13 protein-coding genes are annotated in these 25,067 nt (G+C 61.0%); 4 read left to right on the plus strand and 9 right to left on the minus strand.

The window, feature by feature from the left end; translation table 11 throughout:
* Position 1 precedes the first annotated feature (1 nt).
* From Enr13x_RS35975 to Enr13x_RS39270, 3 genes are all read right to left on the minus strand, one after another.
* A complete protein-coding gene (locus Enr13x_RS35975; RefSeq protein ID WP_145391751.1) occupies positions 2 to 3,112 on the minus strand; it encodes a protein kinase domain-containing protein in 3,111 nt (1,036 codons plus the stop codon).
* Positions 3,113 to 3,452: 340 nt separating this feature from the next.
* A complete protein-coding gene (locus Enr13x_RS35980) occupies positions 3,453 to 4,052 on the minus strand; it encodes an RNA polymerase sigma factor (RefSeq protein ID WP_145391752.1) in 600 nt (199 codons plus the stop codon).
* A 705-nt stretch (positions 4,053 to 4,757) separates the two neighbouring features.
* Entirely contained in the window at positions 4,758 to 5,519 is a 762-nt protein-coding gene (locus Enr13x_RS39270) for a hypothetical protein (protein WP_231743989.1), read from the minus strand.
* Positions 5,520 to 5,840: 321 nt separating this feature from the next.
* On the opposite strand from Enr13x_RS39270, the gene lpxD reads away from it, so the two are divergent.
* Both lpxD and Enr13x_RS35995 read left to right on the plus strand, forming a co-directional pair.
* A complete protein-coding gene (gene lpxD, locus Enr13x_RS39275; protein ID WP_231743990.1) occupies positions 5,841 to 6,950 on the plus strand; it encodes a UDP-3-O-(3-hydroxymyristoyl)glucosamine N-acyltransferase in 1,110 nt (369 codons plus the stop codon).
* A complete protein-coding gene (locus tag Enr13x_RS35995; protein ID WP_145391755.1) occupies positions 6,947 to 7,894 on the plus strand; it encodes an LpxI family protein in 948 nt (315 codons plus the stop codon). The genes lpxD and Enr13x_RS35995 overlap by 4 nt, the downstream gene beginning before the upstream one ends.
* A gap of 628 nt (positions 7,895 to 8,522) precedes the next feature.
* Here Enr13x_RS35995 and Enr13x_RS36000 read toward each other — a convergent pair.
* Together Enr13x_RS36000 and Enr13x_RS36005 are read right to left on the minus strand one after the other, a co-directional pair.
* Entirely contained in the window at positions 8,523 to 11,063 is a 2,541-nt protein-coding gene (locus Enr13x_RS36000; protein ID WP_145391756.1) for a DUF1592 domain-containing protein, read from the minus strand.
* Between the two features lie 13 nt (positions 11,064 to 11,076).
* Positions 11,077 to 12,360 (minus strand): DUF1552 domain-containing protein, encoded by a 1,284-nt coding sequence (locus Enr13x_RS36005; protein WP_145391757.1) that lies wholly within the window; start codon positions 12,358 to 12,360, stop codon positions 11,077 to 11,079.
* 377 nt (positions 12,361 to 12,737) lie between these two features.
* Here Enr13x_RS36005 and Enr13x_RS36010 point away from each other — a divergent pair, with 377 nt between their 5' ends.
* Positions 12,738 to 16,103 carry a serine/threonine-protein kinase gene (locus tag Enr13x_RS36010; RefSeq protein WP_145391758.1) on the plus strand — a complete coding sequence of 1,122 codons (3,366 nt, stop codon included), beginning with the start codon at positions 12,738 to 12,740 and terminating at the stop codon, positions 16,101 to 16,103.
* 70 nt (positions 16,104 to 16,173) lie between these two features.
* Here Enr13x_RS36010 and Enr13x_RS36015 read toward each other — a convergent pair whose 3' ends face one another.
* The 4 genes from Enr13x_RS36015 to trpE all read right to left on the minus strand — a co-directional run bounded on the left by Enr13x_RS36015 (position 16,174) and on the right by trpE (position 24,318).
* Positions 16,174 to 18,636, minus strand: coding sequence for a PVC-type heme-binding CxxCH protein (locus Enr13x_RS36015; RefSeq protein WP_145391759.1), 2,463 nt, complete (start codon positions 18,634 to 18,636; stop codon positions 16,174 to 16,176).
* Positions 18,637 to 18,727: 91 nt separating this feature from the next.
* Positions 18,728 to 19,453, minus strand: coding sequence for a deoxyribose-phosphate aldolase (gene deoC / locus Enr13x_RS36020; protein ID WP_145391760.1), 726 nt, complete (start codon positions 19,451 to 19,453; stop codon positions 18,728 to 18,730).
* 529 nt (positions 19,454 to 19,982) lie between these two features.
* Positions 19,983 to 22,634, minus strand: coding sequence for a serine/threonine-protein kinase (locus tag Enr13x_RS36025; RefSeq protein WP_145391761.1), 2,652 nt, complete (start codon positions 22,632 to 22,634; stop codon positions 19,983 to 19,985).
* A 124-nt stretch (positions 22,635 to 22,758) separates the two neighbouring features.
* Positions 22,759 to 24,318 carry an anthranilate synthase component I gene (gene trpE, locus Enr13x_RS36030; RefSeq protein ID WP_145391762.1) on the minus strand — a complete coding sequence of 520 codons (1,560 nt, stop codon included), beginning with the start codon at positions 24,316 to 24,318 and terminating at the stop codon, positions 22,759 to 22,761.
* Between the two features lie 211 nt (positions 24,319 to 24,529).
* On the opposite strand from trpE, the gene Enr13x_RS36035 reads away from it, so the two are divergent.
* Positions 24,530 to 25,057, plus strand: coding sequence for a UvrB/UvrC motif-containing protein (locus Enr13x_RS36035; protein ID WP_145391763.1), 528 nt, complete (start codon positions 24,530 to 24,532; stop codon positions 25,055 to 25,057).
* Positions 25,058 to 25,067 lie beyond the last annotated feature (10 nt).

Here is a 25,067-nt window from a genome sequence, read left to right on the forward strand (position 1 = left end):
ATCAATAAGTCTCGAGCTCGGAAGGCTCGTGTGTGTCTTGACGGGCCAAGGGCTGACCGCGTCGTTCACGTCGAGACGTTTCCAAAAACCGTTCGATGACGCGAAATTCTTCGCGATCACGGATCGAAGCAAGGTCCTGGTCGCGTCCGACGGAGGCTGGCTGGTATCCTTGCGCGATCGCTTTTGCCAGCAGCGTGACCGCCCTTCGTTTGTTGACGTCTTTGCCGATCAAGGCGTGCACGCAGGCCGCCTGATAGAGCGTTCTCCCGGAGTTCGGTTCTTCCATCGCGACCTTCGTGTCGGCCAACGCCTCCTGCGTTCGGCCGAGTCGAATCAGAGACAGCGCCCGGTCGATCCTGGCAACCTCATTGTTGGGTTGCATCTGGAGCACTTTGCCGTAAGCCTCGATCGCCTCTTCGTGTCGTCCCAGCCCGACGGCCAGGACTTGTGCGAGTTCACGCTGCAAGGCGGGTCGGTCGGGGTCCAATTCGCAGGCCGCCCTGAGATCGGCGAGCGCGGCGTCGGGTTCGGTTTTGAATCGCGCACCGGCGCGATAAGACAGCTCATTGGGATCATCACACGGGACGGACATCGCGGCCAGATAATCGGCATCGGCCGAGTCATGTTCACCGAGGGCACGGTAGGTTTTGGAACGCTTCAGCAGCGTCCAAATTCGACCGGGCGCCAATTCCAATGAGCGGTTGAAGCAGTCCAGCGCCTGTTCGTAGCGCTGATTCGCGTAGTGCAACAACCCCAGTTGCGACCACCCCCCGACGCTTTCCGGATCCAGCTCGATCGCTTTGCGATAGTCTCGCTCGGCGCTGGCGTCTTCACGCAGATCGAAGTGACAACGGCCCCTGAGTTCACGCAGTTTTGCCGACTCCGGCGCGCGTTCGATCGATTGCGTGAAGGAAAGTTTGGCGTCTTCGACGCGTCCGGCGGCGAATTGGGCACGGCCGAGCATCGTCCATCGCAACGCGGGCGGCACGCTGTTCCGATCGGCCAACGCGGCCAGCAGGTCGCTTGCTGCGTGGTGATCGTGATCGGCCAGCCGTCGCACCGCTTCGAGATACAATTGTGAATCGGTTTGCGCCGGGGTGTCCGCCGCGATCTGATCCAACACCTGGTACCGCTCGTCGTTGCCGGCCAGGCGAGCCCGCTCGGCTTCGAGAAACAAACGCGCCCGGGTCGGCCGGTCGTGTTCCACCGCCTTGGCCGCTTCGATCAAACGATCCAGTCGCGTCAAGTCCTGCGACGCCTCGGGGTCGGATCGTCGCAACTGGGCGAGTCGCTGGGTCTCCAAGATCGCGACGTGGGCGATGTGACGGAAAAATGTTTCGCGGGCGAGTTGTTGCTGGTCGTGACCGAGCTGCGAGACCCAACGCTCCATCACCTCGGGGTCCAACGCGTCGTATTCCTCCAGCAGCGCCACGCCCCGGTGGACGTTGGACGCTTTCTGACGGTTCGGATCGGCCATCACTGAAGACAGAAACTCGGCTGATTCCTCCGAAAACGCTTCAAAGGCAACCTGTGACCGCAACGAGCGGTTGTCTTCAAGAGACGCCACCGTCAGGTAGGAAAGCGGCACCAGGATGGCGATCAATACCGTCGCGACCAATCCGGACGCGATCGCGCGGGGGTGACGCCGCGTCCATTTTTTGACCTTCCATGACTGCGGTTCGGCCGCGTGAAGCAGCCCCATATTTTCTTGTTCACGCTGCAAATCGGCTTGCAAATCATCGGCGCTGGCATACCGCTGCTGCGGTTCAAACTGCAAGCATCGATCGACGATCGCCCGCATCCCCGGATGGACGCCGTCGGTGGCTTGCCAGTTCGGACGCGAACGCCTGGCTTCGATCGCAGTATCCAGATCGATCGACGCGATCGACGCGGGTGTCGGATACGGCAGCCGACCGGTGACAAATTCGAACAGCATCACGCCCAGTCCATAGACATCCGACGCGGCACCTGGCTGTGTCTGATGTCCCATCATCGCGCGGTAGGTTTCCGGCGACATGTACGGCAGGGTTCCCCCGGCGTGCCGCAGGTTCTTTTGCCCCAGCGTTTGGGAAAGGTTGAAATCCAGCAACGCCGGTTCACCGTCGTTGCGGATCAGCACGTTGCTGGGCTTGAGATCGTTGTGCAACACCCCCCGGGCATGGGCGTGGGCCAATGCTCCGGCCAAGCGTTGAAACAAACAAATCGCCAACGCCTCGCAGTCCAATGAGCGAAACGCTTCCAGCGGCCGAATCCCGGCCTTGTCCTCCGCGGCAGGAACCAGGGGCGCCGGCTGGACGTCGGAGCCACCGCCGGTGCCGTCCTCGCTTTTGATCGTCGTTTTGCCGATACGTTCCCGAACGGTCCGGATCAGACTTTGGCCGCCACGCTCGGAAACAACGGTCTTGTCCTTCAAAAATTCATGCAGCGTCACCCGCCCCGCATAAGGCATGCAGATCACCGATCGTGACAGGATCTGATGAAAGGAGTAGATCGGAACGATGTTGGTATGTTGGAGCAACGCCATGTACTCCGGCTCGGCCAACGTCTCCGTCACGATTTTCAATACGACAAATCGATCGGCCAGTTCCACTTGAGTGGCCAAATAGACACAGCTGAACGCGCCCTCCCCGATCTTCTGGACCAACTGAAACCCGGCTTCGGCCAAGGCGAATTCAAACGCCGCATCGGGTGTCGGATCGTCCTTCAACCTGGCAGTGCGTGCACGCGTCTGATGGACCGACGCCTCCCGCATCAGTTCCTGGAACCAACTCTCCCGGTTGACCCCGGGCAGCCCCCGCCAACGCATCACCGAGACGGGGTGCCCCTTGGCGGCACGCGAGCGATAGTCCTCGAACGCGATTTCCGCGACCCGCTGTGGGCGTTCTTGCAAGATCGTGAACCGATCCAAGTAGTCACCGAGTTCGATCGACAAGCCGCGCTCATAGCGCAGTTCAATGTCGATGCGAATCAATTCGACAATCGCTTCCTCATCGTCGCTCAGCCCATGGTCCGCGAGCAGCTCTTCGATTTTTGATTGCGACTGCAGTGACCACGTTTCCTCAAAATGATCGATCGCGTCTTCAAGTCGATCGAAAGTGCCTCGATTGATCATCCGGTTATGAACCTAGGCGTGTCAAAGTTTTGAATCGGTCGTGATGTTACGACCGATTAAATCGTTTCAATGAGGAGCAACGAAGGGCCGTGAACCCCGCCACAGAATTAGCAAAAAAAGATGCCGCGTGTAAAAGGGAATTCCGATCGACGGCCCCCATCGACATCCGCCCACCGGCATCGAAGCCTGCGGGCGCTTCGTCAACGTTTAAACTTTGGGTGCCGCAGAACAGGGGTCAGGTACCCAAAATGCGAAGCACCCTGCGGGCCATTTGTTTTTGGTACCTGAACCCTTTTCCGGCTCGACGGAGCGATGCCACCGCCGACGGCGCCGGACCGCCCTACGATTCATCCAGCAGCGATTCCGCCAACAACTCGCGACTCTTCTGCAGGCTCCGCTCGACCGTGCGGCGACTCCTGCCGGTCAGGTCGCGAATCTCGTCGATGCTGTGACCCTGGATCCGCAACGACAGGATCGTGCGGTGCAGCGGACGAAGCATCTCGAGCGACTCTTGAATGCAAACCTGAAAAAACTCGGCCGAAGCCATGTCGATGGCCGGCCCCACTCCGTCTAGCTCCACGTCCAGCGGCACATTGCGACTCGCGTCACGCCGCTTGGCAGAATGATGGCTGGCCTTGTTGCTGAGCTTTCGGACGGCAATCACCGCCAATAAATTCCACAGCGTCGTTCCCGGCGGCGCGTCATAGTTGCCCGACTGCATCCCGCGAAACATGCTCTTGAACACCGACTGAACGATGTCTTCCGGCTCGGTCATCGCGCTCAAACGTGTGCCGAGTTTGGAACGCACCAGCCCGAACACGCGCCGCGCATAACGATCGTACAACGCCTCGGCAGCACCCTCGTCGCCATCCCTCACCATCACGACAAGTGACTTGTCGGTCGGAGTGAACTCGATCGGGTTGGGAGACGCTTGACTCACGACTTGATCTATCGCCGGGTGTTGATTGCGGAACGGATGGTAAAACCATAACCGCCAACGCCCCAAACTCAACCATCACTCCCCATTGCAGTGGGCATCGTTGCGACAGGCAGGCGCGGTCGTGAACTACTTACTACGTAAGTAAGAATGCCCCGTCACAACCGCGCCCATACCTGTGCAAAAAAACACCTGTCCAGCTGCCCCTCCAAACCACGAGTAGCCCCCCAAATCATTCGGACGATCTGGTCCCGAGTCTGATTCGCTGGACAGGCTCACAGTGGATCAAGAGAACCGCGCGGTTCCCGCCAAAGATTCCGCCGATTTTCAATTTCTTTTTTCAAACGCTTGGCAACGCCAACGCTTTCTCCCAGCCGTCGCAACAACCGTTCAAGCATGCCCGCGGGGCAAAGCGATGGCGGACCGGCCGTGATGCGTTCCCGCCGCGAGTGCGGCGCATAAAAAACGCGCCTGGGACATTGGGGCAAAACATCCCAGACGCTTGGTGCGAGCCGTGCTCAGCACCCTCCACAAGGCTAGTAAATCAGGAAACCCAAGTCGAGTCCCAAGTGGGGGGCTTTTTGAAAAAGGGGAAAAATTTCATCACCCCCCCAGCCCTGGTACCCCAATGCCCGATCCGGCGGTTCAAGGATTCCGTTTGCCGATGGCGTTCACCTTCACCGGCCGCAACACGTCGTCCCCCCTCTCTCAGCGCTGACGCTGCAACAGCGCGCCGAGGATCGCCGAACGAAGCTCGTCCGGGGTCGTGATGATGCGGCGCGTCGGCGACGACGTGCGGGGCGAACGCTCCAACTGGGCACCACCCCGTGTCACCGACGGTCCGCTGACGCGTGGCCCGTAGACGCTGGGCCCGCTGACGCTGGGTCCGTACACCGTTGGCCCGCGGGTTCCTAGGCCAAGCCCCGGCGCCGTGTAGCGATCCCCGGGGGTCGCCGCCCCGACACCGGGCCCCCAGGTGGCCGCCGGTTGTGGATCAAATCGATGGTCGACAATGGCGACCGGATGCCCGCGCTTGGCGCTGCGCAGCTGTTGCAGGTAGCGAATCTCATAAACCAACCGCCCGTAGGCTTCATAGACCGCCAACCAACTCTCTTCCAGTTGCGGTTCGGGCGGATAAAGGGGATCGCCAAAAAACGTCAATTCCACCCGGGCATGCAAGGCATCGGTCGTGACGAAGCGACCGACCAGTCGATCGAAACGCGCCGGATCGCGGGCCGCCGATTTCAAGTCACTGGTGCTGTCTTCCAGATCATCGACCAGCCGCTCGACGCTGCTGCGAATTTTGGGCGTCCGCAACACCACGCGTTCAAAGTCGCGCACCGCTTCACGGTAATCGCTGGCCGCGGCATAAATCGGCGTGTTGCCCCCAGCCTCGACCCCGCGCGGCGCGAGGAAGATGAAAAAAAGACCGGCAATTGCGGTCGTCCAAAGACTGCCTGTTCGATTCACTTGAAGCTCTCCCCGATCGGTGTTCACGGCTGCCACCCAGCCGTGCATTGCGCGTGCCGAGACGTCGCGACGAGGGCACTCGACGCAGAAATCACGGCGTTTGCCGCCCCAAAGCGGGTCTCGCAACGATCGCAAAGCGGTGTCAATTCGACGGCACCCGCGTCTCAGAAGCGGACCCATCACCACCAATCGGGGTGCCCCCCGCCCGATCGGATCCGTCGACTTTGTCTTGCAGCCATCGGGGCCCTGGCGGTATACCGGGGAGAATGGAGGGTTCGGGTCGTCCGAATCCATGAACAATTCAGCGAAAAGGACTTCGCCGTGGGAATCCGACTTGATGAAATAGCCCAGATGGTTGGCGGGACGCTCCACGGTGACGGCGCGTTGATCTGCGGCGGAACCAACCCGCCGGATCAGGCGACGCCAACGGAAATCACCATGCTGGTCGGGCCGAACCCGTCGGCGAATCTGGCGTCATCCAAAGCCATGGCGGTCCTCTGTGCCGAACGCATCGATTCGGACCCACGCCCCCAAATCATCGTCGCCGATCCCCGCGCCGCCTTTGCGACCGTGGTTTCGCATTTTCGTCCCCCGATCCCGGTTTCGCTTCCCGGCGTGGGCGTCGATTCCTCCGCGGCGATCGCCAATTCGGCCAAGGTTCATCCCACGGCAACGGTTTGTGCGGGCGTGACGATCGGTGAGCGAACGTTGGTGATGCCCAACGTGGTCATCATGCCAGGCTGCACGATCGGGGACGACTGTGTGCTGTACCCCGGCGTCACACTCTACGAATACTCCTCGTTGGGTGATCGCGTGATCTTGCATGCCGGAACGGTCATCGGAGCCCAGGGCTTTGGATACCGGCAAAAGAACGGTCGGCACCTGCCGTCGGCCCAACTCGGATACGTTCGCATCGACTCGGACGTCGACGTCGGCGCCGGCGTCACGATCGACCGTGGCAGCTACGGTGCGACGCGAATCGGCGAAGGGACGAAAATCGACAACCAGGTGATGATCGCCCACAACTGCCAAATCGGCCGTCACAATTTGATCTGCAGCCAAGTCGGAATCGCCGGCTCCTGTCGCACCGGCGACTATGTGATCCTGGCCGGCCAAGTCGGACTGAAAGACCACATCACCCTGGGCGACCACACGATCGTCGGCGCCAAGGCCGGGGTGATGGATGATTGCCAGGGACATCAAGTCTATCTGGGATCACCCGCGATGCCGCAACGCGACCAGATGCAAATCTTTGCGATCGAGCGAAAGTTGCCCGAGATGCGTCGCGAGCTGAGAACGCTGCGGAAGCGACTCGATGCGATGACCGAGCAGCTTGCCGACGGCGAACCCGAACCGGGCGCATCCGAACCGGGCGCATCTGAACAGCGCGAAACCGCATCCGATCGCGGAGACGCGGAGCGAGCGGCATGATCCGGCGCGGTGGATACGGCCGGGAACTGATTCGCAAGCTGTTGCCCGGATTTTCGTCATCGTCAAACCGACACGACCAACCGCCGATCGGATTGATCGCCGGCTGGGGCAGTTTCCCCGTCGAAGTCGCCGAGCATGTGATCGCCAGCGGTCGACGCGTTTGCTGCATCGCGATCACCGACCACGCGTCGACGGAATTGGAGTCGATCTGCGACCATGTGAAATGGTCCGGCGTCGGCAAGATCGGTGCCCACCTTCGCTACTTTCGACGCCACGGCATTGACCAAGTCACGATGGCCGGCAAGCTGTTCAAATCCGAGTTGCTGTTTCAAGGCAGCGTCTGGATCAAGCATTGTCCCGACTGGACCGCGATTCGCACCTTCGGCCCCTGCTTGTTGGGCAACCGCCCCGATTCACGCGACGACAGTTTGCTGTTGGCCGTCACCAACACGTACGCAAGACACTCATTGACCATCTGCCCCGCCACCGATTTTGCCCCGGAGCTGCTCGTGGACCAAGGCCATTTGATCGGGACACCCCTGACGAAAAAACAGTCGCGCGACGCCGAGTTCGGTTGGCAAGTCGCCAAACAAATGGGCGGCATGGACATCGGCCAATCGATCACCATCAAAGACGGCACGGTGCTGGCCGTCGAAGCGGTCGAGGGGACCGACGAGTGCATCGCGCGAACCGGCACGCTGTGCCGCCGCGGCGGATGGACACTGGTCAAAGTCAGCAAGCCGAATCAGGACATGCGGTTTGACGTTCCCACGATCGGCCCCCAAACGGTCACCCGCGTGGCCGAAAACGGCGGCACCGCGATCGTGATCGAAGCCGGCAAGACGATCCTGGTCGAGCGTGAAGAAACGTTCCGTCTGGCAAAGCAACACGGCATCACCATCGTCGCCCTCGCCCAACCGCAAGCCCTCACCGCCGCCGCGTGAACCGCACCGGTTGCTTCCACTCCAGCGGCGCGTGCATTGCCGCAGGGGCGTGCTGAACGATTTCTGCCGAGTGCGAACGTTGCGCCGAAACAGACTGCGCGCAACGGCGACCGTCGCCTCGGTGCCTACCACCGCCGCGCCGAAGGGCCCCGCGATCGATAGGACCAATAGGACAGATGGGCCCCTACGTCCTATTGGTCCCATTGCGCGGTTGTTATCCCGGTAAGCAACGTACGATCGAAACCGATGACGCAGTCGGTTGCATCGACCGCTGGGAATCGCCACTCGGAATTCGGCTCGTCGGTCTGGTTCACGCCCGCAGCTTGCCGAGCCGGCCGGGCCGCCGCTTCCGTATCAGGATCGCCCCATCGTCTGGTGTATGATTCAAAAAGCGCTTGGTGAGGCTGCGGAGCTGTTTGAGAACGACACGGAAACCGGTGCGAGCGATTAGCTTTGGGCGCGCTGAATCGATCTGAAACAAGTCACGTTCAATCGCAGAGCGTGTAGCCGGTTGAGTCCGCAGCACGCAACGTGGCCGGAGCCCAAAAAGGTGTCGGACACCTTTTTGGGAAAACAGGCAGGATAGGGGGAGTGCGGGTTGAGCTGAAAACGGAGTTGCGGTTGTGTGTTAGCGTGAACGAAAGAGTTCGCTGGTCAGGACTTCGATCACGACCGTGCGCAGCCCGGCGTCATCGTCGGCTTGAACGCGTGCGACGATGTCGTCGATCGCGAAGCGGTCGGCGGGTTCCATCTGTCTGCCCGTCGCGTACGTCAGTAGTTTCTCGATCAGGCTGCGTTGGAATAACTCGTGACGACTCGCTCGCAAGACCGCTTTGAAGCTCGCAAAATCCTCAAACGTTTCTCCCGACGGTAACTTTCCCGAAGCGTCGATCGTTGCCGCGGGGGCCTTGCCCTTGGGCTTCGGGTACTTCGAACGCCAGCGTCCGATCGGATCAAAGGTTTCCAGCGCGAAGCCGAGCGGGTCAATGTTCCGATGGCAGACGAAACACGTTTTGTCTTCGCTGTGCTTGGACAACTTCTCGCGAATCGTGGTCGCTCCGCTGACATCGGCGTCGATCGACGGGACCTCGTCCGGCGGCGGGGGCGGTGGGGTGCCGAGGATGTTTTCCATCACCCACACGCCGCGGGTCACCGGCGACGTATCGACTCCATTGGCGCTGACGGTCAACACGCCGGCCATTGCGAGTACGCCGCCACGTTGCTTGTTGTCGGCCAGAGAGACCCGCTGAAAGCCGTCGGCCAAGCGAAGTGTGTCCTGCTCGGGCAAGCCGTACAACTTGGCGAGCTTCTTGTCGACAAAGGTGTAATCCGCGTCCAAAAAATCGCTCACCGGACCGTCCTTGTCCAGCAGATGACGAAAGAACCGCCTCGCTTCCTGCTTCATCGACTCCGGCAAGTTTTCGGAGTAGTACTGCGGGGCGGCTTTGCGCGGCGGCGGCAGGTTGCCGATCTCTCGCAGGTTCAACCAGCTGTCGGTGAAGCCGCTGACGAATGCCTCGGAACGCTCGTCGTCGAGCATTCGGACGATCTGTTTTTTTAACTCGCCAGGACCGGTCAGCTTGCCGTTGTCCGCCGCGGCGAACAGCACGGCATCCGGTGGCGCTGCCCACAGGGCATACGACAAGCGCGAGGCGAGATCGTAGGGTCCGAGCAACGTTTCTTCTTCCGGAGTGATTTCGCTAAGGTACAGAAACGACGGCGAACAAAGCATCATCTTCAACGTGTCCAAGGCCGCCTGTCGCGGCGCCGCATCGTCGGACAATCGCTGCTGATAAAACGACTCGATGCGATCGCGATCGGAGTCGTTCAACGGGCGTCGGTAGGCACGCCGCCCGAACGCGAACAATTGCTCAAGCGCCCGATCGGCCTGGAACCCTTCCGGACCAAAGACCGCAAGCTCCTCCTTCCCGCCATCGGGTTCCTCGATCGGGCCGTGAACCTTGAACTCCCCGATCCGAATGTGGGGCAGTGCGCCTTCGCGAAGGATGTGGGTCCGACTGACGCCGGCACTGTATTTCTTGGGATCAAACTCGTCCTTGTACCGTTTGTTGACTGCGATCACCGACGCCCGCGATTCGTAGGGACCGTTGGGAAAGATCAATCGCGGCGTCTGCCCGGCTTCCAGCCAGACGCGGAACGTCAACCATTCCGGCTGGTCATCCGGCACGATCGCGCGTCCCAAAATCGGTTCGATCGCTTGGGGATAGTGAATGTGTCCCTTCGTCACGTCGCCCGGAACGACGGCCAGTTGAAAGGGTTCGGAAAAGTCGATACGGAAGATTTTCGGATCGTAGTGGGTGTCGCGGTGCATCGCTTGGGCGTGGACGTCGATGTCATACAGCCCGGCGACCGGCACGCCGTCCAGAAAATCTTCGATGTGTCCGTAGCCGCCCTGACGCGTGTCGGTGTTGGGCTGTTCGTACAGACACAGGTACTCGTATTGGAAGGCATGCCGATGCGGGTTCGACAGTTCTTCGTATTGCCGAAAGTTGTCGGTGAAATGCCACGTCTTGGGTTCCATCGCCGGTTTGCCAAGACGGGCCTCCACCAGCCGGCTGGCGGCTTGAAAGTATTGATCGAGCAGAAAGCCGGACGTCACCAGGGATTCGCCCAGATTGTCCATGTGGCCGACGGTGTTGTCCTTGGGAAAATCGGCGGTCAGTCCCAGCGTGTCGACGCGGCGATCAAACAACGTCGCCAGCGTGTTTTCGTATTCACGATTGGAAAGCCGGCGGATCACCGTCCTCCCGCCCGTGCTTCGAAATTGTTCGCGGGACGCTTCGATGCCGTCTCGCAACGCGCCCAACAGTGCCAGTCGCTCACCATCGGTCGGCTGCGTTGCATCCTCCGGCGGCATCACTTTGAGCGTCACTTGATCGACAATTTCGTCAGCGGTGATCTGTTGTTCCGCCGAGGCAAAGGGCAACTTGAACGAGTCAAATTCGCGGTCGCCCTCGGCCGAATCGGCGTTGTGACACTCGGCGCAGTACCGACCGAGGAAGTCGGCGACGACCGCCTGGGGCGTTGTGTCAGGTTGGGCGTCGGGGTCCGATTCGGCCGCACGCAGCGGGATGCCCGCGGCAAGAACAACCACGATGGTCCGCGCGGCGCGAATCCATCGCCGGCCGAAGCACTGCAAGGAAAGCATGATGTGCTCGCGATTAACAGAAGGTGCCGGTACTGGTTCCGAACGATTCCGTCTGGACTCCCATCCGTTGGGCGATGTCGACGAACAGGTTGCACAGGGGAACCTTGGCGGGGCCATCGCTGGCGACCTTTTTAAATTCGCCGCGACCGTAACCGCCGCCGGCCAACACGATCGGTAGATCGGTGTTGGTGTGCGAATTTCCGTTGCCCATTCCACTGCCGAACAGCACCGCCGTCGAATCGAGCAACGTCTGCTCCCCATCCTCGATGGCGGCCAGTCGGCTTAAGAATTTGCCGAACTGTTCCAACTGGTACGTTTCCAGCGTGATCAGGTTCGCGATCGCTTCGTCGTCGTTACCGTGATGCGAAAGGCTGTGATAGGACTTGTCGATCCCGAGGTTTTGCGGCAGAAAGCTGCCGCCGATTTCCAAGGTGGCGACGCGCGTCGAGTCGGTCTGCAGGGCCAGAGCGATCAATTCGTACAACAACGGAAGATCCTCGACCGTATTCTTGTCGGCCGGTTTTTCGAAAGGCGGTTCGGGCTTCGGCTGGTCGGCCCACTGGCGACGCGATTGCAGTCGTTTTTCGACGTCGCGGATCGAGCTGAAGTACTCGTCCAACTTGGCCTTGTCTTCTCGATTGACGCGCCCCGAAAGCGAGCCCGCCTCTTCGACGATCGAATCCAGGATCGAAGCCTGCAGCGAATTTTCCCGGACCTGCTGCGCCCGACGTGCTTTCGACTCGGAGACGAACAGTTTTTCGAACAGTTCGGCCGGGCCGGTGATCGGGGGCACGCGGACGCCGGACTTGGTCCAAGAAAGCTGGCAACCGCCATGGATGCCGCCTTCGGAACCGACGGTGAGCGATGGAAATCGGGTCTGCGTTCCAATTTCATCGGCGATGAATTGGTCGATGGTGACGTTGCCGTCGGGCCGTTGTTTGGATTCGTGATGCAGCACGCCGGAGAGAAACGTGTGAACCGCAAAGTGTCCACCCCGCAGCCCATGATCGAGCCCGCGATAGACGGTGATCTGGTCACGGTTGTCGGCCAGCGGCTTGAGCAGCGTGGTTTCCTCGAACGCTTGCCCGGGAGTCTCGGGGAAAAATTGTTTCTGTTGAAAGCCGAGCAGGTTGCCCACCGCGACGAAACGACGTGCTCCCACACCGGCACCACGCGAATCCTGGACAGGAGAATGGCCGCCAACGGACTCCGCCCGCAACGATGACAAGCCCGGCAGGGCGAGGGATCCGGCAAGCGATTGAAGCACAAAACGACGGTGATGAATGGATTGACTCATGCCACCAGTTTAACGCAACGCAACCCGCAGGACCAACCTCAAGGGGTGATTGCAGTGACCACCCTGGGACACGCCCCCCTCGGCCAGTGTTTCCTGGGCGTTCGCCGGGGAGGCTCTGACGCCGTCCCCTGCGAATCGTGACGCCGTTTTCTGGCGTGAAAAAATAGTCCGTGTGTTACAATGAGCGCACTACATTAAGGGGAAAACACTGCATTGACGAAAACACTGCCCGCGGGTTTCAGTCTGTATCGGACCAGTGGGCCCGCTCGAGCACACGTGGTGTCACGTTGAGGATGGCCGAAGTCACAACCGTTGCCGACCGACATGGGGAGAACGCCTTTTCCTGGTTCGCCGTCGAATTGGAGAGCGATTAAACCGTGAACCGCCAACCCACGCCTCCGCCGGCCCGCCGTCTGTACGAGCAAGCGATCGCGCTGGAAGACGAAGCAGCGCAGGATGCGTTTTTGGCCGAACAGTGTCGCGAGAACCCCGATTTAAGGAAACGCGTCGAGAGTCTATTGCAGGCTCGGCGTGAACGGCTGAGTCATTTGGATCGAGCCGACGCTGACGCCAAAGATCCCCACAGCGACGATGTCGAAGGCAAGCTGACCGAATGCCTCGATCGCGTCACAAAAGCCGGCTCGGATCGCTCTTCCAACCCGGACGCCTCCACCGAGTTTTACGACACAAGCCACTTCTCCCCGCCCTCGATCCCCTCCTACCGACTCGTCCGGGTGATCGGTGAAGGCGGCATGGGAACGGTCTATCTGGCCGAACAGCTGTCGCCGGTGCGGCGCGAAGTCGCGGTGAAGGTGATCAAGCCGGGGATGGATTCAGAGGAGGTGATCAAGCGATTCCGGGCCGAGCGTCAAGCGTTGGCGATGATGGATCACACCGACATCGCAAAGGTTTTTGAAAGCGGCACGACCGAGCGAGGCCGTCCGTACTTTGTGATGGAACTCGTTCGCGGCGTTCCGATCACTGAGTACTGCAAACGGCACGGACTGACCCTGCGAGACCGACTGGAATTGTGTGCCGATCTGTGCCTGGCCGTCCACCATGCACACCAGCGTGGCGTGATCCACCGCGACCTGAAACCCACCAATGTGCTGGTCACGCAACAGGACGGCAAACCGGTCATCAAAGTCATCGATTTTGGTGTCGCCAAAGCGCTCGATGGCGATCTGGCCGGAAGATCATTGGTGACACACGGCTCACAACTGATCGGAACCCCGCTGTACATGGCGCCGGAACAGGCCAAGCGGACGAACTACGACATCGATACCCGCGTCGATGTCTATTCGATCGGTGTCGTCTTGTACGAACTGCTGACCGACACCACGCCCATTGCTCAGAAAACGCTCAAGCGGATCGGCGTCGACGAATTTTACAGTTTGCTTGTGCGACGGGAGCCCGATCGGCCGAGTCAGCGCGTCAGCGGCCTGCAATCCGGTTCATCGGCTGGGCAAGACAAGAGCACTCGTGGTGCCGGTTTTGATGCCAAGCTGTTGAAGCGAGAATTGGACTGGATCGTGATGAAGGCGATCGATCGGGATCGCGAGCGAAGGTACTTGTCGGTCAGCGCCTTTGCGGCGGATTTGCGGCGGTATCTCGATGGGAAGCCGGTGGAAGCGTGCCCACCGTCGTGGGCGTATCGGTTCCGCAAAACGGCGCGTCAGTATCGCGTCGAACTCAGTGTGTTGGCGCTGGCGATGGCCACCCTGATCGTCATCTCCGGCGTTTCGCTCTGGCAGGTGGCGGCGGTGGATGCAGCGCGGCGCGAGAGTGAAAGACGTGAACGGCACGCGGTCGAATTGCTCCACGCACTGAAATTGCAACGTGCGCTTTCACCGCTGCACGACAACGATTTGGCACGGCTGCACGAATTGGCCACGGACCTTCGCGCGGACCCGCTGACCGACGTCGTCTCCCGGCCGCCCGACTTGGCGAACCTGTTGATGAACGTCGCGGAACGTCCGACCAGGTGCTCGCTGGCGAATGCTGCGCCCGTCAACGGGCTGGCGGTGACGCCAGATGGCAAGCGAGCGTTGAGTGTCGACGAACTCGGTGACGTCAAACTCTGGGACCTTCACGCACCCGATGACAGCGGGCAGCGGCTGGGAACCCACAACGAACCGGCCCACGCGGTCGCCATTTCCCCCGACGGCCGCACCGCCGCCACCGGCAGCAAGCTCGGGAAGGTGTGCTTTTGGAACCTGCAAGACGGGACTCTGATCCGTCGTTTGACGCCCGTGACAAACGGTATCGAAACGATCCGCTGGTCTGGCGATGGACGGCATGTCGCCGTGGGTTCCCGGTACAGCGAGGTGTGGGTCTGTGATGCCGAAGGCAAGGAATCGTTCCGCATCGTCAATGATCATCGACACGAAAGTCTGCTGTTTTCGCGCGACAGTACCAAGCTGATCGTTCCGACACGGGAACACATCTCGGTCCGCGACATGACGTCGGGCAAGGAGATCCGGAAAATCGACACCCGGCCGCTTCAAAACGTCCGAACGTTGTGCTTTGCCGGCCAGGATGACCGCTGGCTGGTCGCCGGCGAACGGTTCAAAGAGTCGTTGATCATCCTTGATTTCAAGAGCGGAAAATTGTTGGGGCAAATCCCGCTGGGCGCCTCGTATCCGCGCTCCATCTGTGCCGCCGGCAACGGCATGTGGCTGCGATTGAGTTACTCCAGCGGCAAGATTCAAACGTTCCAGCTTTCTCCGTCCAACGGAGGTGAATCGGTGACCGGCCGCATCTACTCGCAGTTCCTCGCCCACCGACCGGAATACGATGAACGTTTGCCGCTGGCATCGCTGCCCGGTGACACGTCGTTCGTCTCCGCCGGTCAGGACGGCCACATCCATCGCTGGTACCAACATGACCTTCGATCCAGCGAGCTTCGCAGACGGCCCGGGTCGATATTGGCAAGCTATTTGATCCCGCAAACGGGTAGCGTCTATCACGTCCACCGCAACGAGCACCAGTCGTTTGACGAGCATCACGCCGTTTTCTCTCCGGCGATCGTGGACGGCATGTTTGCCGTTGCCAGCGGACAAACAATCTCGATCATCGGGACCGCCGACCAAAAACCGTTCGCCAAAATTCTCTCGCCGCTCGATGGACACCGTGATGTCGCATTGTCCGCGCCGGGCGACACCCTGGTGGCAGGATCGGGGACGCAACTGTGCGTGTGGCGATCCACCGACGGCTGGTCGTCCAGTGAACTCGTCAATCGATTCGAGATCGAGCATGACGCGTCGCCGGTCCTGTGTGATGGCGGCAAGACACTGATCGTGGATGATGCCGCCGCACGTCAAGTCTTGGCCATCGATGTCACTTCAGGCCGCCAAACGGTGGTTGCGTCGGATATCCGCGTGTCCATCATCTGCTTGGATTCCGGTGCAACCCGACTGGGGCTGGTTGCCGAGAATCGCATCCGGGTCATGGATCGCCAGACGGCGAACGTGCTGATTGACAAGCAACAGTATCATGCCGTCCGATGCATGCACATCAGCGACGACGGGACGACGCTACTGGAAGGCCGCCGCGACGGTCGCGTTTATGTCTGGCACTTGCCGACGCGTCAACGACTCGGCCTGCTCTATGAACCCAAGCATTCCGTCGGCACCTTGCTCCGCTGGCAAGTCGCCAAGGAAAGCCGTCGCGTGATGCTGGAATTCGCCAGCGATTACGGTGGCATCGACCTGCTGGTGTTGCCCGGCCGGACCAACCGTTGAGCAACCCGCGGTGGAGCGGATCAAGATGCAACGTTCCGCCGTTGGTGTCGAGTCCCACGCCGCCCACCCATCACTCTTGCGTCAAAAACGCGATCAGGTCGCGGAGTTCTCCGATGCTCATCGTGCCCTCCAATCCGGTCGGCATGATCGATTGGTCGACCGGTTCCTGCTGCTGGACGTCGGCCAGCGGGACTTCAAAAATCTCTCCGTCGACACCTTGAAACCGCATGCTGTTGCCGGCACCGGCACGATCCAGTTTCAACCCGGTCAGGACGTTTCCATCAGTCGTCAGGATTTTCCAAGGCACATACAGCGGCCCGACCTCTTTGCTGGGATGCAGGATCGAATCGAGCACACGTTTTTTGGTCATGTTGCCCGACAAGGTGGTCAAGTCGGGTCCGGTCCGGGCCCCGCGCCCGCTGTGCCGATGACAGTTGACGCAAGTGGTGCGAAAAAAGACGCGGCGTCCCGCATCGACATCGCCCCCTTCGGCGATCAACGGCATCCACGCCTCCAAGTCGTCCTTGTCCGGACGAGATTCATCGCCACCCCAGTTTCGTTTCTGCATGCGTCTTGCTTCCACCCGCAACGTCTCCGGCTGTTTCGGCAAGGAAGCGCGATTGATCAGCGCGGCATACACGTCGGCGTTGCGTGAGAGGCCCGCCAACGCGTCGGCCCGGGTCTGCAAGTCGAATCGTTCGTCAGCGGCGATCGAAGCGAGTAGATCCAACGCTGTTTTACCGCTGCGAGCGGCCAACAGACGCACGACTTCCTTGGCAAAAACACGATCGGGTTGATCGTCGATCCATTGACCAAGCTGTTGGTCGGTCGGCGTCTCGGCGGCTTCGGGGATCCGGCGGATGGCCATCGCGCGCAACTTGGGCGTCGCGTTCGAATTGCCGGCGAAGTCGACCAACAGCTTTTCGATCGCCGGATCACGGCTTCGTCGCGACGCCGAACCGGTTTCCAAATACGCGATCGACGCGATCACGGCTGAAAACAGACGTGGCGACGTTTCGGGGCGTTGCAGCAAACCTTGAATTGCCGCAAGTTGATCCTTGCAGTCACGTTCGGTCGCCCAACGGATCGCCGCCAACAACACGGCTTCGGACTCGTCCCGCAGTCCCCACTCCATCAGGACGCGACGTTCCTCGGCGGCCAGACTGCTCGGATCGACCAGTTCCTGCCAACGCCACGCGGTCAGCAAGGCGACGCGTTGATCGGCGGTCGTTGCCGATTCGCGCCGCAGCGACGCCAATTGGTCGGTTTGCACCAGTCCAAACGTGGCGGCCTGATGGAGAAACGGATCGGCGTTGTCGAGCCCCTTCCGTCGTTCATCGATCGAGAGCGTGCCGTCGTCACGAAGCACCGCGGCCTGCTGTTCGGCGGCGGTCAGCGCAGGCACTTCGTCGCCGGTCGCGGTCGCATCATCCGTTTGACGGACCACCCGCCACAGCCGTCCCTTGCGGTGAACCGGATAGCTGCGATCCACCCAGTCGGTCACGTAGACTGCGCCGTCAGCAGCGACCGCCATCGCGACCGGACGAAAATTGGCATCACCCTGAACGACGGTTTCGGACGTGGTCCCCCACGTCGCCCCGCGCTGGACCAAGCTGTGGCGTTCGATGCGATTGTCGCCCCAACTGGTCACCCACAGGTGTTGCCCATGCATCGCGACGGCACACGCGGCCTCGCCGGTCCCGGCCGTCATCGGCAACGTTCCCGGGAATTCTCCGTCCCAGGCCTGCAGCGGATGAACGCCGGCCCGGCCGAAGCGAAATTGAAATCCATAATCACCGCCCGGGACGATGTGCATCAGGCGATTCGGGGGCATCGCGTCGGGATCGTTTCCGACACCCCATAGCCGCCGGGCGGAATCGAAGCACAAACCGAAGGGATTCCAAAACCCGGTTGCCACACGCTGCACGTCGCTGCCGTCGGTTTTGCAACGAAACACGTTCCCGCCTTCCCCGCCGCCGATCTGTTTTGATCCGTCCGTTCCGACCAACTCATAAGGCTCGCCAAAATTTTCACCTTGCCCGACGTACAGCCAACCGTCGGGCCCCAGCGTCAATCCCGCCAGTCCGTTGTGGGGATAAACCGCAGCGGTGTTGTGTGACAACAAGACGATGCGTTCATCGGCCACCTTGTCCCCGTCGGTATCACGCAGCCGCACGACATCGCTCCGCGTCGCGACGGCAAACGATCCGTCGCCCAGGTTGACGATGTTCATCGTCGCGATCCCGCCTTCGTAGAACAGCGTTTGCCGATCCAGCACCCCGTCGCCGTCACTGTCATCGAACCGGTAGATGCGATCGGTTTTGGGGCCGACGTAATCGTCCGGCGGAAAGTGCGTGTGACACTCGATGACCAACAGCGAGCCGTCGTCGTCGAAGCAGCAACCGGTCGGCGTCACCAATTCCGGTTCGGACGCGATCAGTTCGATTTGCAAGTTGGGGTCCAACAAACGCGGCGGCTCGACGGCGGCCGCAACGCTGGATCCGATGAGAAGCAGTGCGACGAAGCGATACATAAGAGTGCGGGGGCTGGTCGAAGGTGGCGGGCGTGATGGACGACCCTATTCTATCAGCCGGCTCGCGGCAGAATGTGTTCTGCCTCGCCCGCTAATACCCCGAGTTGTCCGATGCGGTCGCTTCGATCTCGGGCAATCCCAATCGTTTGCGGGCTTCGCCGAGGATCTCGGCGGTCCGGCTGGCGCCACATCGGGTCACGCCGATCGCGCGGACGGCCAACAAGGTGTCCAGATCGCGGACGCCGCCGGCCGCTTTGACTTGCACGTGGTCGCCGGAATGTTCGCGCATCAGTTTCAAGTCTTCTTGCGTCGCCCCGCCGCTGCCGTAACCGGTGGAGGTCTTGACCCAGTCCGCGTTCACCTCGGTGCAGATCTCACACAGACGGATTTTTTGCTCGTCGTTGAGATAGGAGTTTTCGAAGATCACCTTGACCTTTTGACCGGCTTTGTGGGCGATCTCGACGATCTGTGCAATCTCGTTTCGCACGTCATCCCAATCACCGCTGAGGACCTTGGAGAGATTGACGACCATGTCCAGTTCTTCGCAGCCGTCGGCAATCGCTTGTTCCGCTTCGGCCCGTTTGATCGCCGTCGTGTGTCCGCCGTGGGGAAACCCGATCGTCGTCGACGCCTTGACCGTGCTGCCGGCCAGCCGCTGGGCACAGGTCTTCATGTAGTACGGCATGATACAGACGCTGGCGACGTCATAGGCGAGCGCCAACTGGATGCCCGCTTCCAAGTCGTCGGTGGTAAGTGTGGGATTGAGCAACGAATGGTCAATCATTTTGGCAACGTCTTGGTATTCAAATTCTGCCATCTGCAAATCTCTTCGGGGTAAAAGTATTTCGGAACGTCGACTCAATCGACAGGCCGCGAGCGCGTCAGCGCTACAGATCAGATTAACGAAATTCTTCGCGGAGCATCAGCCGGTTCGTTCCGGTGTCAGGCGATCGCGTTGCCGTCGCTAGACGGCGGCCTTGGCGAAAACGAGAGTGGCAGAATGATGGGCAACGCTGCAAAGCATTTCCCCCCTGGGTTTCTTAAGGTTTTAGCGGCAGGGCGCGAGCCCTCCGGTTCTTCCTCTCTGCCAAAACACCGGAGGGCTCGCGGGCTGTCGTTTTTGTGAGCCGCGACGCGTAAGCGGCCGGGCACTGCGACGCTGCCCGAGGCCTTACGGCCAGCGGCTCACCATTGACTCAGCAGATCCCGACTCAATCGACAGCCCGCTCGCGCCCTACCGCTAAAAAATGCATCACAGCGCAGAATGATGGGGTAGTGATCTGGGCGGTCAGAACATCATTCTGCCCCGTATGATTCTGCCACTTCAATTCACTCGGTCGTGCCGCCTACGACTTCGACTCGCCGTACAACACTCCCGGCAAATAGATCACAAAGCCGACCGCCGCGGCCACGATCCAGGCCGGTGCCGGACCGATGCCGGGCAATCCCAGGTTGGCGCCGAATAGAATCACGATCGTTGCGACGACCGCGAACGGCGTCATCCTCCAGCCGGACACAAACGCCGAGAAACACAGCAACGCCCCCGCGATCCCGACCGACCACAAACTGGTGGAACTCCCCAAGGCGTCGGTGGTGACATCATCGGCAACCGTCTGCAGATCGAATTCTCCGCGACGCACGCTCCGAAGCACTTCTTCGCCGAACAGGTCGACACTTTGCGCGGCAAAGGCAAACACCGCCAGCAATAAACATCCGACCAGCAGACGCGAGACACCGGAGAACGCAAACTTCAGGGCGGCGAATCGATCGCGTGGCCGCTTGTAGCGACCGCTGCGCGCGTCGGCCAACATCGCTTTGATCCGTTTCCGCTTGACGTCGGCAATCACTTTTTCATCCTTACCGGATTGCTGGACGGTCTGATGTGCGGTCTCCATGATCGCCGACGCCATCTGCCAGCTTTGCTCGCGGGCTTCGGCGGCGCTGACGCCTTGGCTGATCAAGGATCGCTGTTCCAGATTTGCCAACTTCTTGCGGTCGGCCGCCTGCCGTCTCTGGTCCGCCTTTCGATCCAACGCCGCGCACCAGCGATCACGCAACGACCGATCGCCGGTCGGGCCGACAAAGGACACGTCGACGGACAACCGCCGACGTTTTTGAACCAGTGCGTCGTAACCAAACAGCGCCTCATAGATCGATTGCCAGCCGGCCCCTGCATAGCGAGCCAGAAAGTCACGCAAGCCCTCTTCGTCGGCACCTTCGATCCGCAGATCGCGGACGAACCGACGGGCGTCCTCCAGCGAGGCTTTGCCCGCTTTGGCGGCCGTGACCGTCACGCCGAAGTGATAGCCGGCGCCGATCGCAGCCCCGAGTATCAGCCCCACCACGCCCCCGATCCACAAACCGGCAGCCAACACGACTAAGACCAAGGCCAAGATCAAAAATGCGAATGATGCAATGCCGATCTCGATCCATGACAACGTGTCGAACCAACGGCGCGTGTGATCGGCAATCGCGTTGTGCCCCGTCGTGGTCGCCAGAACGATGGCGACGATGCAGGCGGTCACGAACATGGTCGGTCCCAGCAAAAACGCTTGCAGCGAAAACAATGGCGAGACCAGGGTGGTCAAGACCGAGACGGCCGCCCAGGCGACGAACAACTTTCCGGAAAGTCGCCGGACCACTTGTGTTTTTGAGTAGGCCGCGGCGATGGCTTCCCAGCGATCCGCCTGGTCGCTTGACGGCGAAAACCCCATCAACGCCTCGATACCCAGAAACGATTGCAACGCATCAATCATCTCCGCCAACGATCCGTATCGCTCGACCGGTCGCTTGGCCATCGCCTTGGCAACGATCTGACAAAGCGGTTCGGGAACGCGGCTGTTGATTTCAGCCAGATCGGGCAACGGAGAACGGGCGTGTTGCTCGATCACTTCGGAAACCTCGGTTCCCGAATACGGCGAACGACCGGCCAACAGATAAAACAGGCTGCAGCCGAGCGAGTAGATGTCGGCGCGATGGTCGACCGCGGTCGCATCGGCACCTTGTTCGGGCGCCATGTAAGCCGGAGTCCCGATCGCGGTGCCTTGCATCGTCACTTGCGTGCCACTTTGCAGACCGCTGTGCGAGAGGCCGCTGTAGGAGAGCCCTTCATCGGTCGACTCGGGATCGATCTGGTCGGGGACTTTCACCAGCCCCAGATCGGCAACCTTGACGACACCGTCTTCGCTGAGCAATAGATTGGCGGGTTTGACATCGCGATGCACCATCCCGCTGCGATGGGCGAACTGCAATCCCCGCGCGGCCTGCAAGATGTAGGTCGCCGCCAGCTTCGGATCCAGGCTGCCCTTGTCGCGGACCAAGTCGCCGAGTGATCCGCCACGAATCCACTCCATCGAAAAAAACAGCTGCCCGTCTTCTTCGCCGAAGTCATAAATCCGGACGACGTTGTGATGCGAGAGCTGAGCCGCGGCGTAGGCTTCGCGGGTGAACCGTGCCAGCGACGCCGGGTTTTCGGCCAGCCGCGTGCGAATGGTCTTCAAGGCGACGTCGCGATCGAGCGACACCTGTTTGGCTTGATAGACCGCGCCCATCGCCCCACGGCCGAGCATTCGAATGATTCGATAGCCGCCCAATCGCGATGGCCCGGCGCCGCCCGCCTCGTCAGAATCGTCATTTGAACGGTCCTCGACGACGTCACGCTCCGGAGACGCGGTCGCTGCGGGGCGGCCACCTGATCCGGGGGAAAGGTTGGGCGGCGGCGAAGACGCCCGTCGCGACGCCGCGGGGCTGCTGTTCTGGTCCAAGGTCTGGTCCACGGTCTGCTCGACCGCGGCCCGGGTCCGCGACGCCGTGCCGGAGCGCGGCGGGGTGGACGGCTTCGGTTTGCCGACCCGGACCCGTGGCGGATCATCGTCGCTGACTTGCATCAGAAAGGTCGCCGCACACTTCTTGCACGTCGGCTTGTAGCGGCCCGGCTTGGGATCCCCCAGCTGCAGCTTCGCAGAACAGTGTGGGCAGGCGATCTGGATCAAGGACAAACGACGTCGTTGGGGTGGTGCGGGAGAATCAGCTCCCGACCATCATAGCTGATCCAAACGCGACGGCCCGGATCACCGGCCTGGAGCGAGTCACTGCCCCGCCGGAGTCACTGCCCCGCCGGAGTCACTGCCCCGCCCGCAAGCGTTGCACCGTCAATTCGATGGCCGTGATCAGCGCCCGCGCCTTGTTGATCGTTTCCTCGTATTCGGCATCCGGGTCGCTGTCGGCGACGACTCCACAACCGGCTTGCACGTACACCGTGTCGTCTTTGACGACCATGGTTCGCAGGGCGATGCAGGTATCCATGTTGCCTCGATAGTCGATCCAGCCGACGGCACCGCCGTAGGGGCCGCGGCGATGCGGTTCGATCGAATCGATGACTTCCATCGCGCGGACTTTGGGCGCGCCCGACACCGTGCCGGCCGGCAGTGCGGCCTTGAGCGCGTCGAAGGCGTCCAGCCCTTCGCGCAGCTTTCCTTGGACTTCGCTGCTGATGTGCATCACGTGGCTGTAGCGTTCGACGACCATGACTTCGGTCAATTCGATGCTGCCGAATTGAGCCACGCGACCGACGTCGTTGCGCCCCAAGTCGACCAACATGACGTGTTCGGCGCGTTCCTTGGGATCGGCCAGCAATTCTTGCTCGAGCGCCTTGTCTTCCTTTTCGGTCTGACCGCGTTTGCGGGTGCCCGCCAACGGCCGCACGGTGACGATCGAATCTTCGACGCGGCACATGATTTCCGGCGAACACCCCACCAGAACGGTCTCGGGGGTCCGCAGGTAAAACATGAACGGGCTGGGGTTGACCACCCGCAGCGAACGATAGATCTCCAGCGGATCGACGTCGGTTTTCACGGCCATCCGCTGGCTGGGGACGACTTGAAAGATGTCACCGGCGCGAATGTACTCGACGCACTCGCGGACCGCCTTGCCGAACGATTCGCGGGTGAAATTGGAGCTGATTTCCAACGGCTCATTTTGGGCCGCTTCGCGCCAAACCGTTTCGTCCCAGGCCGCGGCGCGAATCTCTCGCCCCCCGGTGGTCTCGGACAGTTTCTCGATCGTCCCGTCGACCTCCGTGGCCGCTTTGGCGAAGGCATCGGCTGCGTCGTCGCTGGTTTTGACGTCCCGACAATCGGCCAAGGAAACGACCGTGACCGTCTTGTCGACGTGATCAAAGACGCACAGCGTGTGGTAGAACGCAAAATCCAAATCGGGCAATCCGCGATCGTCCGTGGGCGCGTCGGGCAGGTGTTCCACGTAACGCACCACGTCGTACCCCGCATAGCCGATCGCCCCACCGACAAACGGCGGCAGTTCGTCGATCTCGGCGACGGATTGTCGAAAGTGCACGCGAAAGGCGTTCAGCGGGTCGGGATCGGTGAAGGTTTCCGTTTCCCGCTGACCGGTCAAGTCGGTCACGGTGACCTCGTTCCGCGTGGCCGAGAAACGCAGCGACGGTGCGGCGGCCAAAAAGCTGTAGCGGCCCACTTTTTCGCCGCCGATGACGCTTTCAAATAAACAGGCGCCGCCGGCCGCCGCGGACGTGCCGTCGGCGGATCGATCCAGTCGCCGGAATGCGGTCACCGGCGTCAATGCATCACTCAATAATCGGCGATACACGGGGACAAAGTCGTGCTCGATGGCCAGGGCGGCAAATTCGTCGGGGGTCGGGTGATGCATGGACGCAGCGAATTTCATGAATGGGCGACAGCGGTTGCCGCTAGTGTCGTCACCGAAACGCCAGTCGTGTAGGGGACCGGGTTGGTTTTGCCTCTCACGAGCGATAGAATCGACCAAGTAGACCTGCCGCTAACCAATCGTTCACGCCGCCACGCCCCGCAAGTCTTCTTTTTTCCGGCCCGGTCCTCCCCCCTCACAACTCGGATTGATCATGAAGTGCCAATTCTGTGAAAAACCGGCCACCTTCCACATCACCGAACTGACCGAACCGGCCGGCCCGCAAGTCATGCACTTGTGCGAAGAGCATGCCAAAGGGTTTCTGAACAAGGAAGCCAGTCCGCCGATGACCGCGATCGCATCGGCCCTGGCCAAACAACTCGGCCAATCCGGCGACGTGCTCGAAGAGCTGGATCAGAAGGAGTGTCCCGTCTGTGGCATCAGCTTTTTTGAATTTCGCAACAGCGGCCGACTCGGTTGCCCCTACGATTACACCCACTTCGAATCCGATTTGCGCCCGCTGTTGGTCAATGTCCACGACAAGACCGAACATGTGGGCAAAAAACCCACCCGCTCGGCGGGAACGGCCGACTCGCTGGCAAAGATGATCGGACTGCGGCGCGAAATGGAAGAAGCGATTGAACGCGAAGACTATGAGCGGGCTTCAGAAATCCGCGACGAAATCAAAGCGATGGAAGACCCGATCGCCCCACCATCGACCCCCTCGGATACCCAATCGTGAAACGTGACGC

It is taken from the genome of Stieleria neptunia, from assembly GCF_007754155.1.
GTDB classification, from domain to species: domain Bacteria; phylum Planctomycetota; class Planctomycetia; order Pirellulales; family Pirellulaceae; genus Stieleria; species Stieleria neptunia.

Excerpts from the sequence above, each read along its gene's own strand:
- Enr13x_RS36000 (WP_145391756.1), bottom strand. The coding sequence starts at position 11,063 with ATGCTTTCCTTGCAGTGCTTCGGCCGGCGATGGATTCGCGCCGCGCGG.
- Enr13x_RS36015 (WP_145391759.1), bottom strand. The coding sequence starts at position 18,636 with ATGTATCGCTTCGTCGCACTGCTTCTCATCGGATCCAGCGTTGCGGCC.
- Enr13x_RS35975 (WP_145391751.1), bottom strand. The coding sequence starts at position 3,112 with ATGATCAATCGAGGCACTTTCGATCGACTTGAAGACGCGATCGATCAT.
- Enr13x_RS35995 (WP_145391755.1), top strand. The coding sequence starts at position 6,947 with ATGATCCGGCGCGGTGGATACGGCCGGGAACTGATTCGCAAGCTGTTG.
- Enr13x_RS36005 (WP_145391757.1), bottom strand. The coding sequence starts at position 12,360 with ATGAGTCAATCCATTCATCACCGTCGTTTTGTGCTTCAATCGCTTGCC.
- trpE (WP_145391762.1), bottom strand. The coding sequence starts at position 24,318 with ATGCATCACCCGACCCCCGACGAATTTGCCGCCCTGGCCATCGAGCAC.
- Enr13x_RS36035 (WP_145391763.1), top strand. The coding sequence starts at position 24,530 with ATGAAGTGCCAATTCTGTGAAAAACCGGCCACCTTCCACATCACCGAA.
- deoC (WP_145391760.1), bottom strand. The coding sequence starts at position 19,453 with ATGGCAGAATTTGAATACCAAGACGTTGCCAAAATGATTGACCATTCG.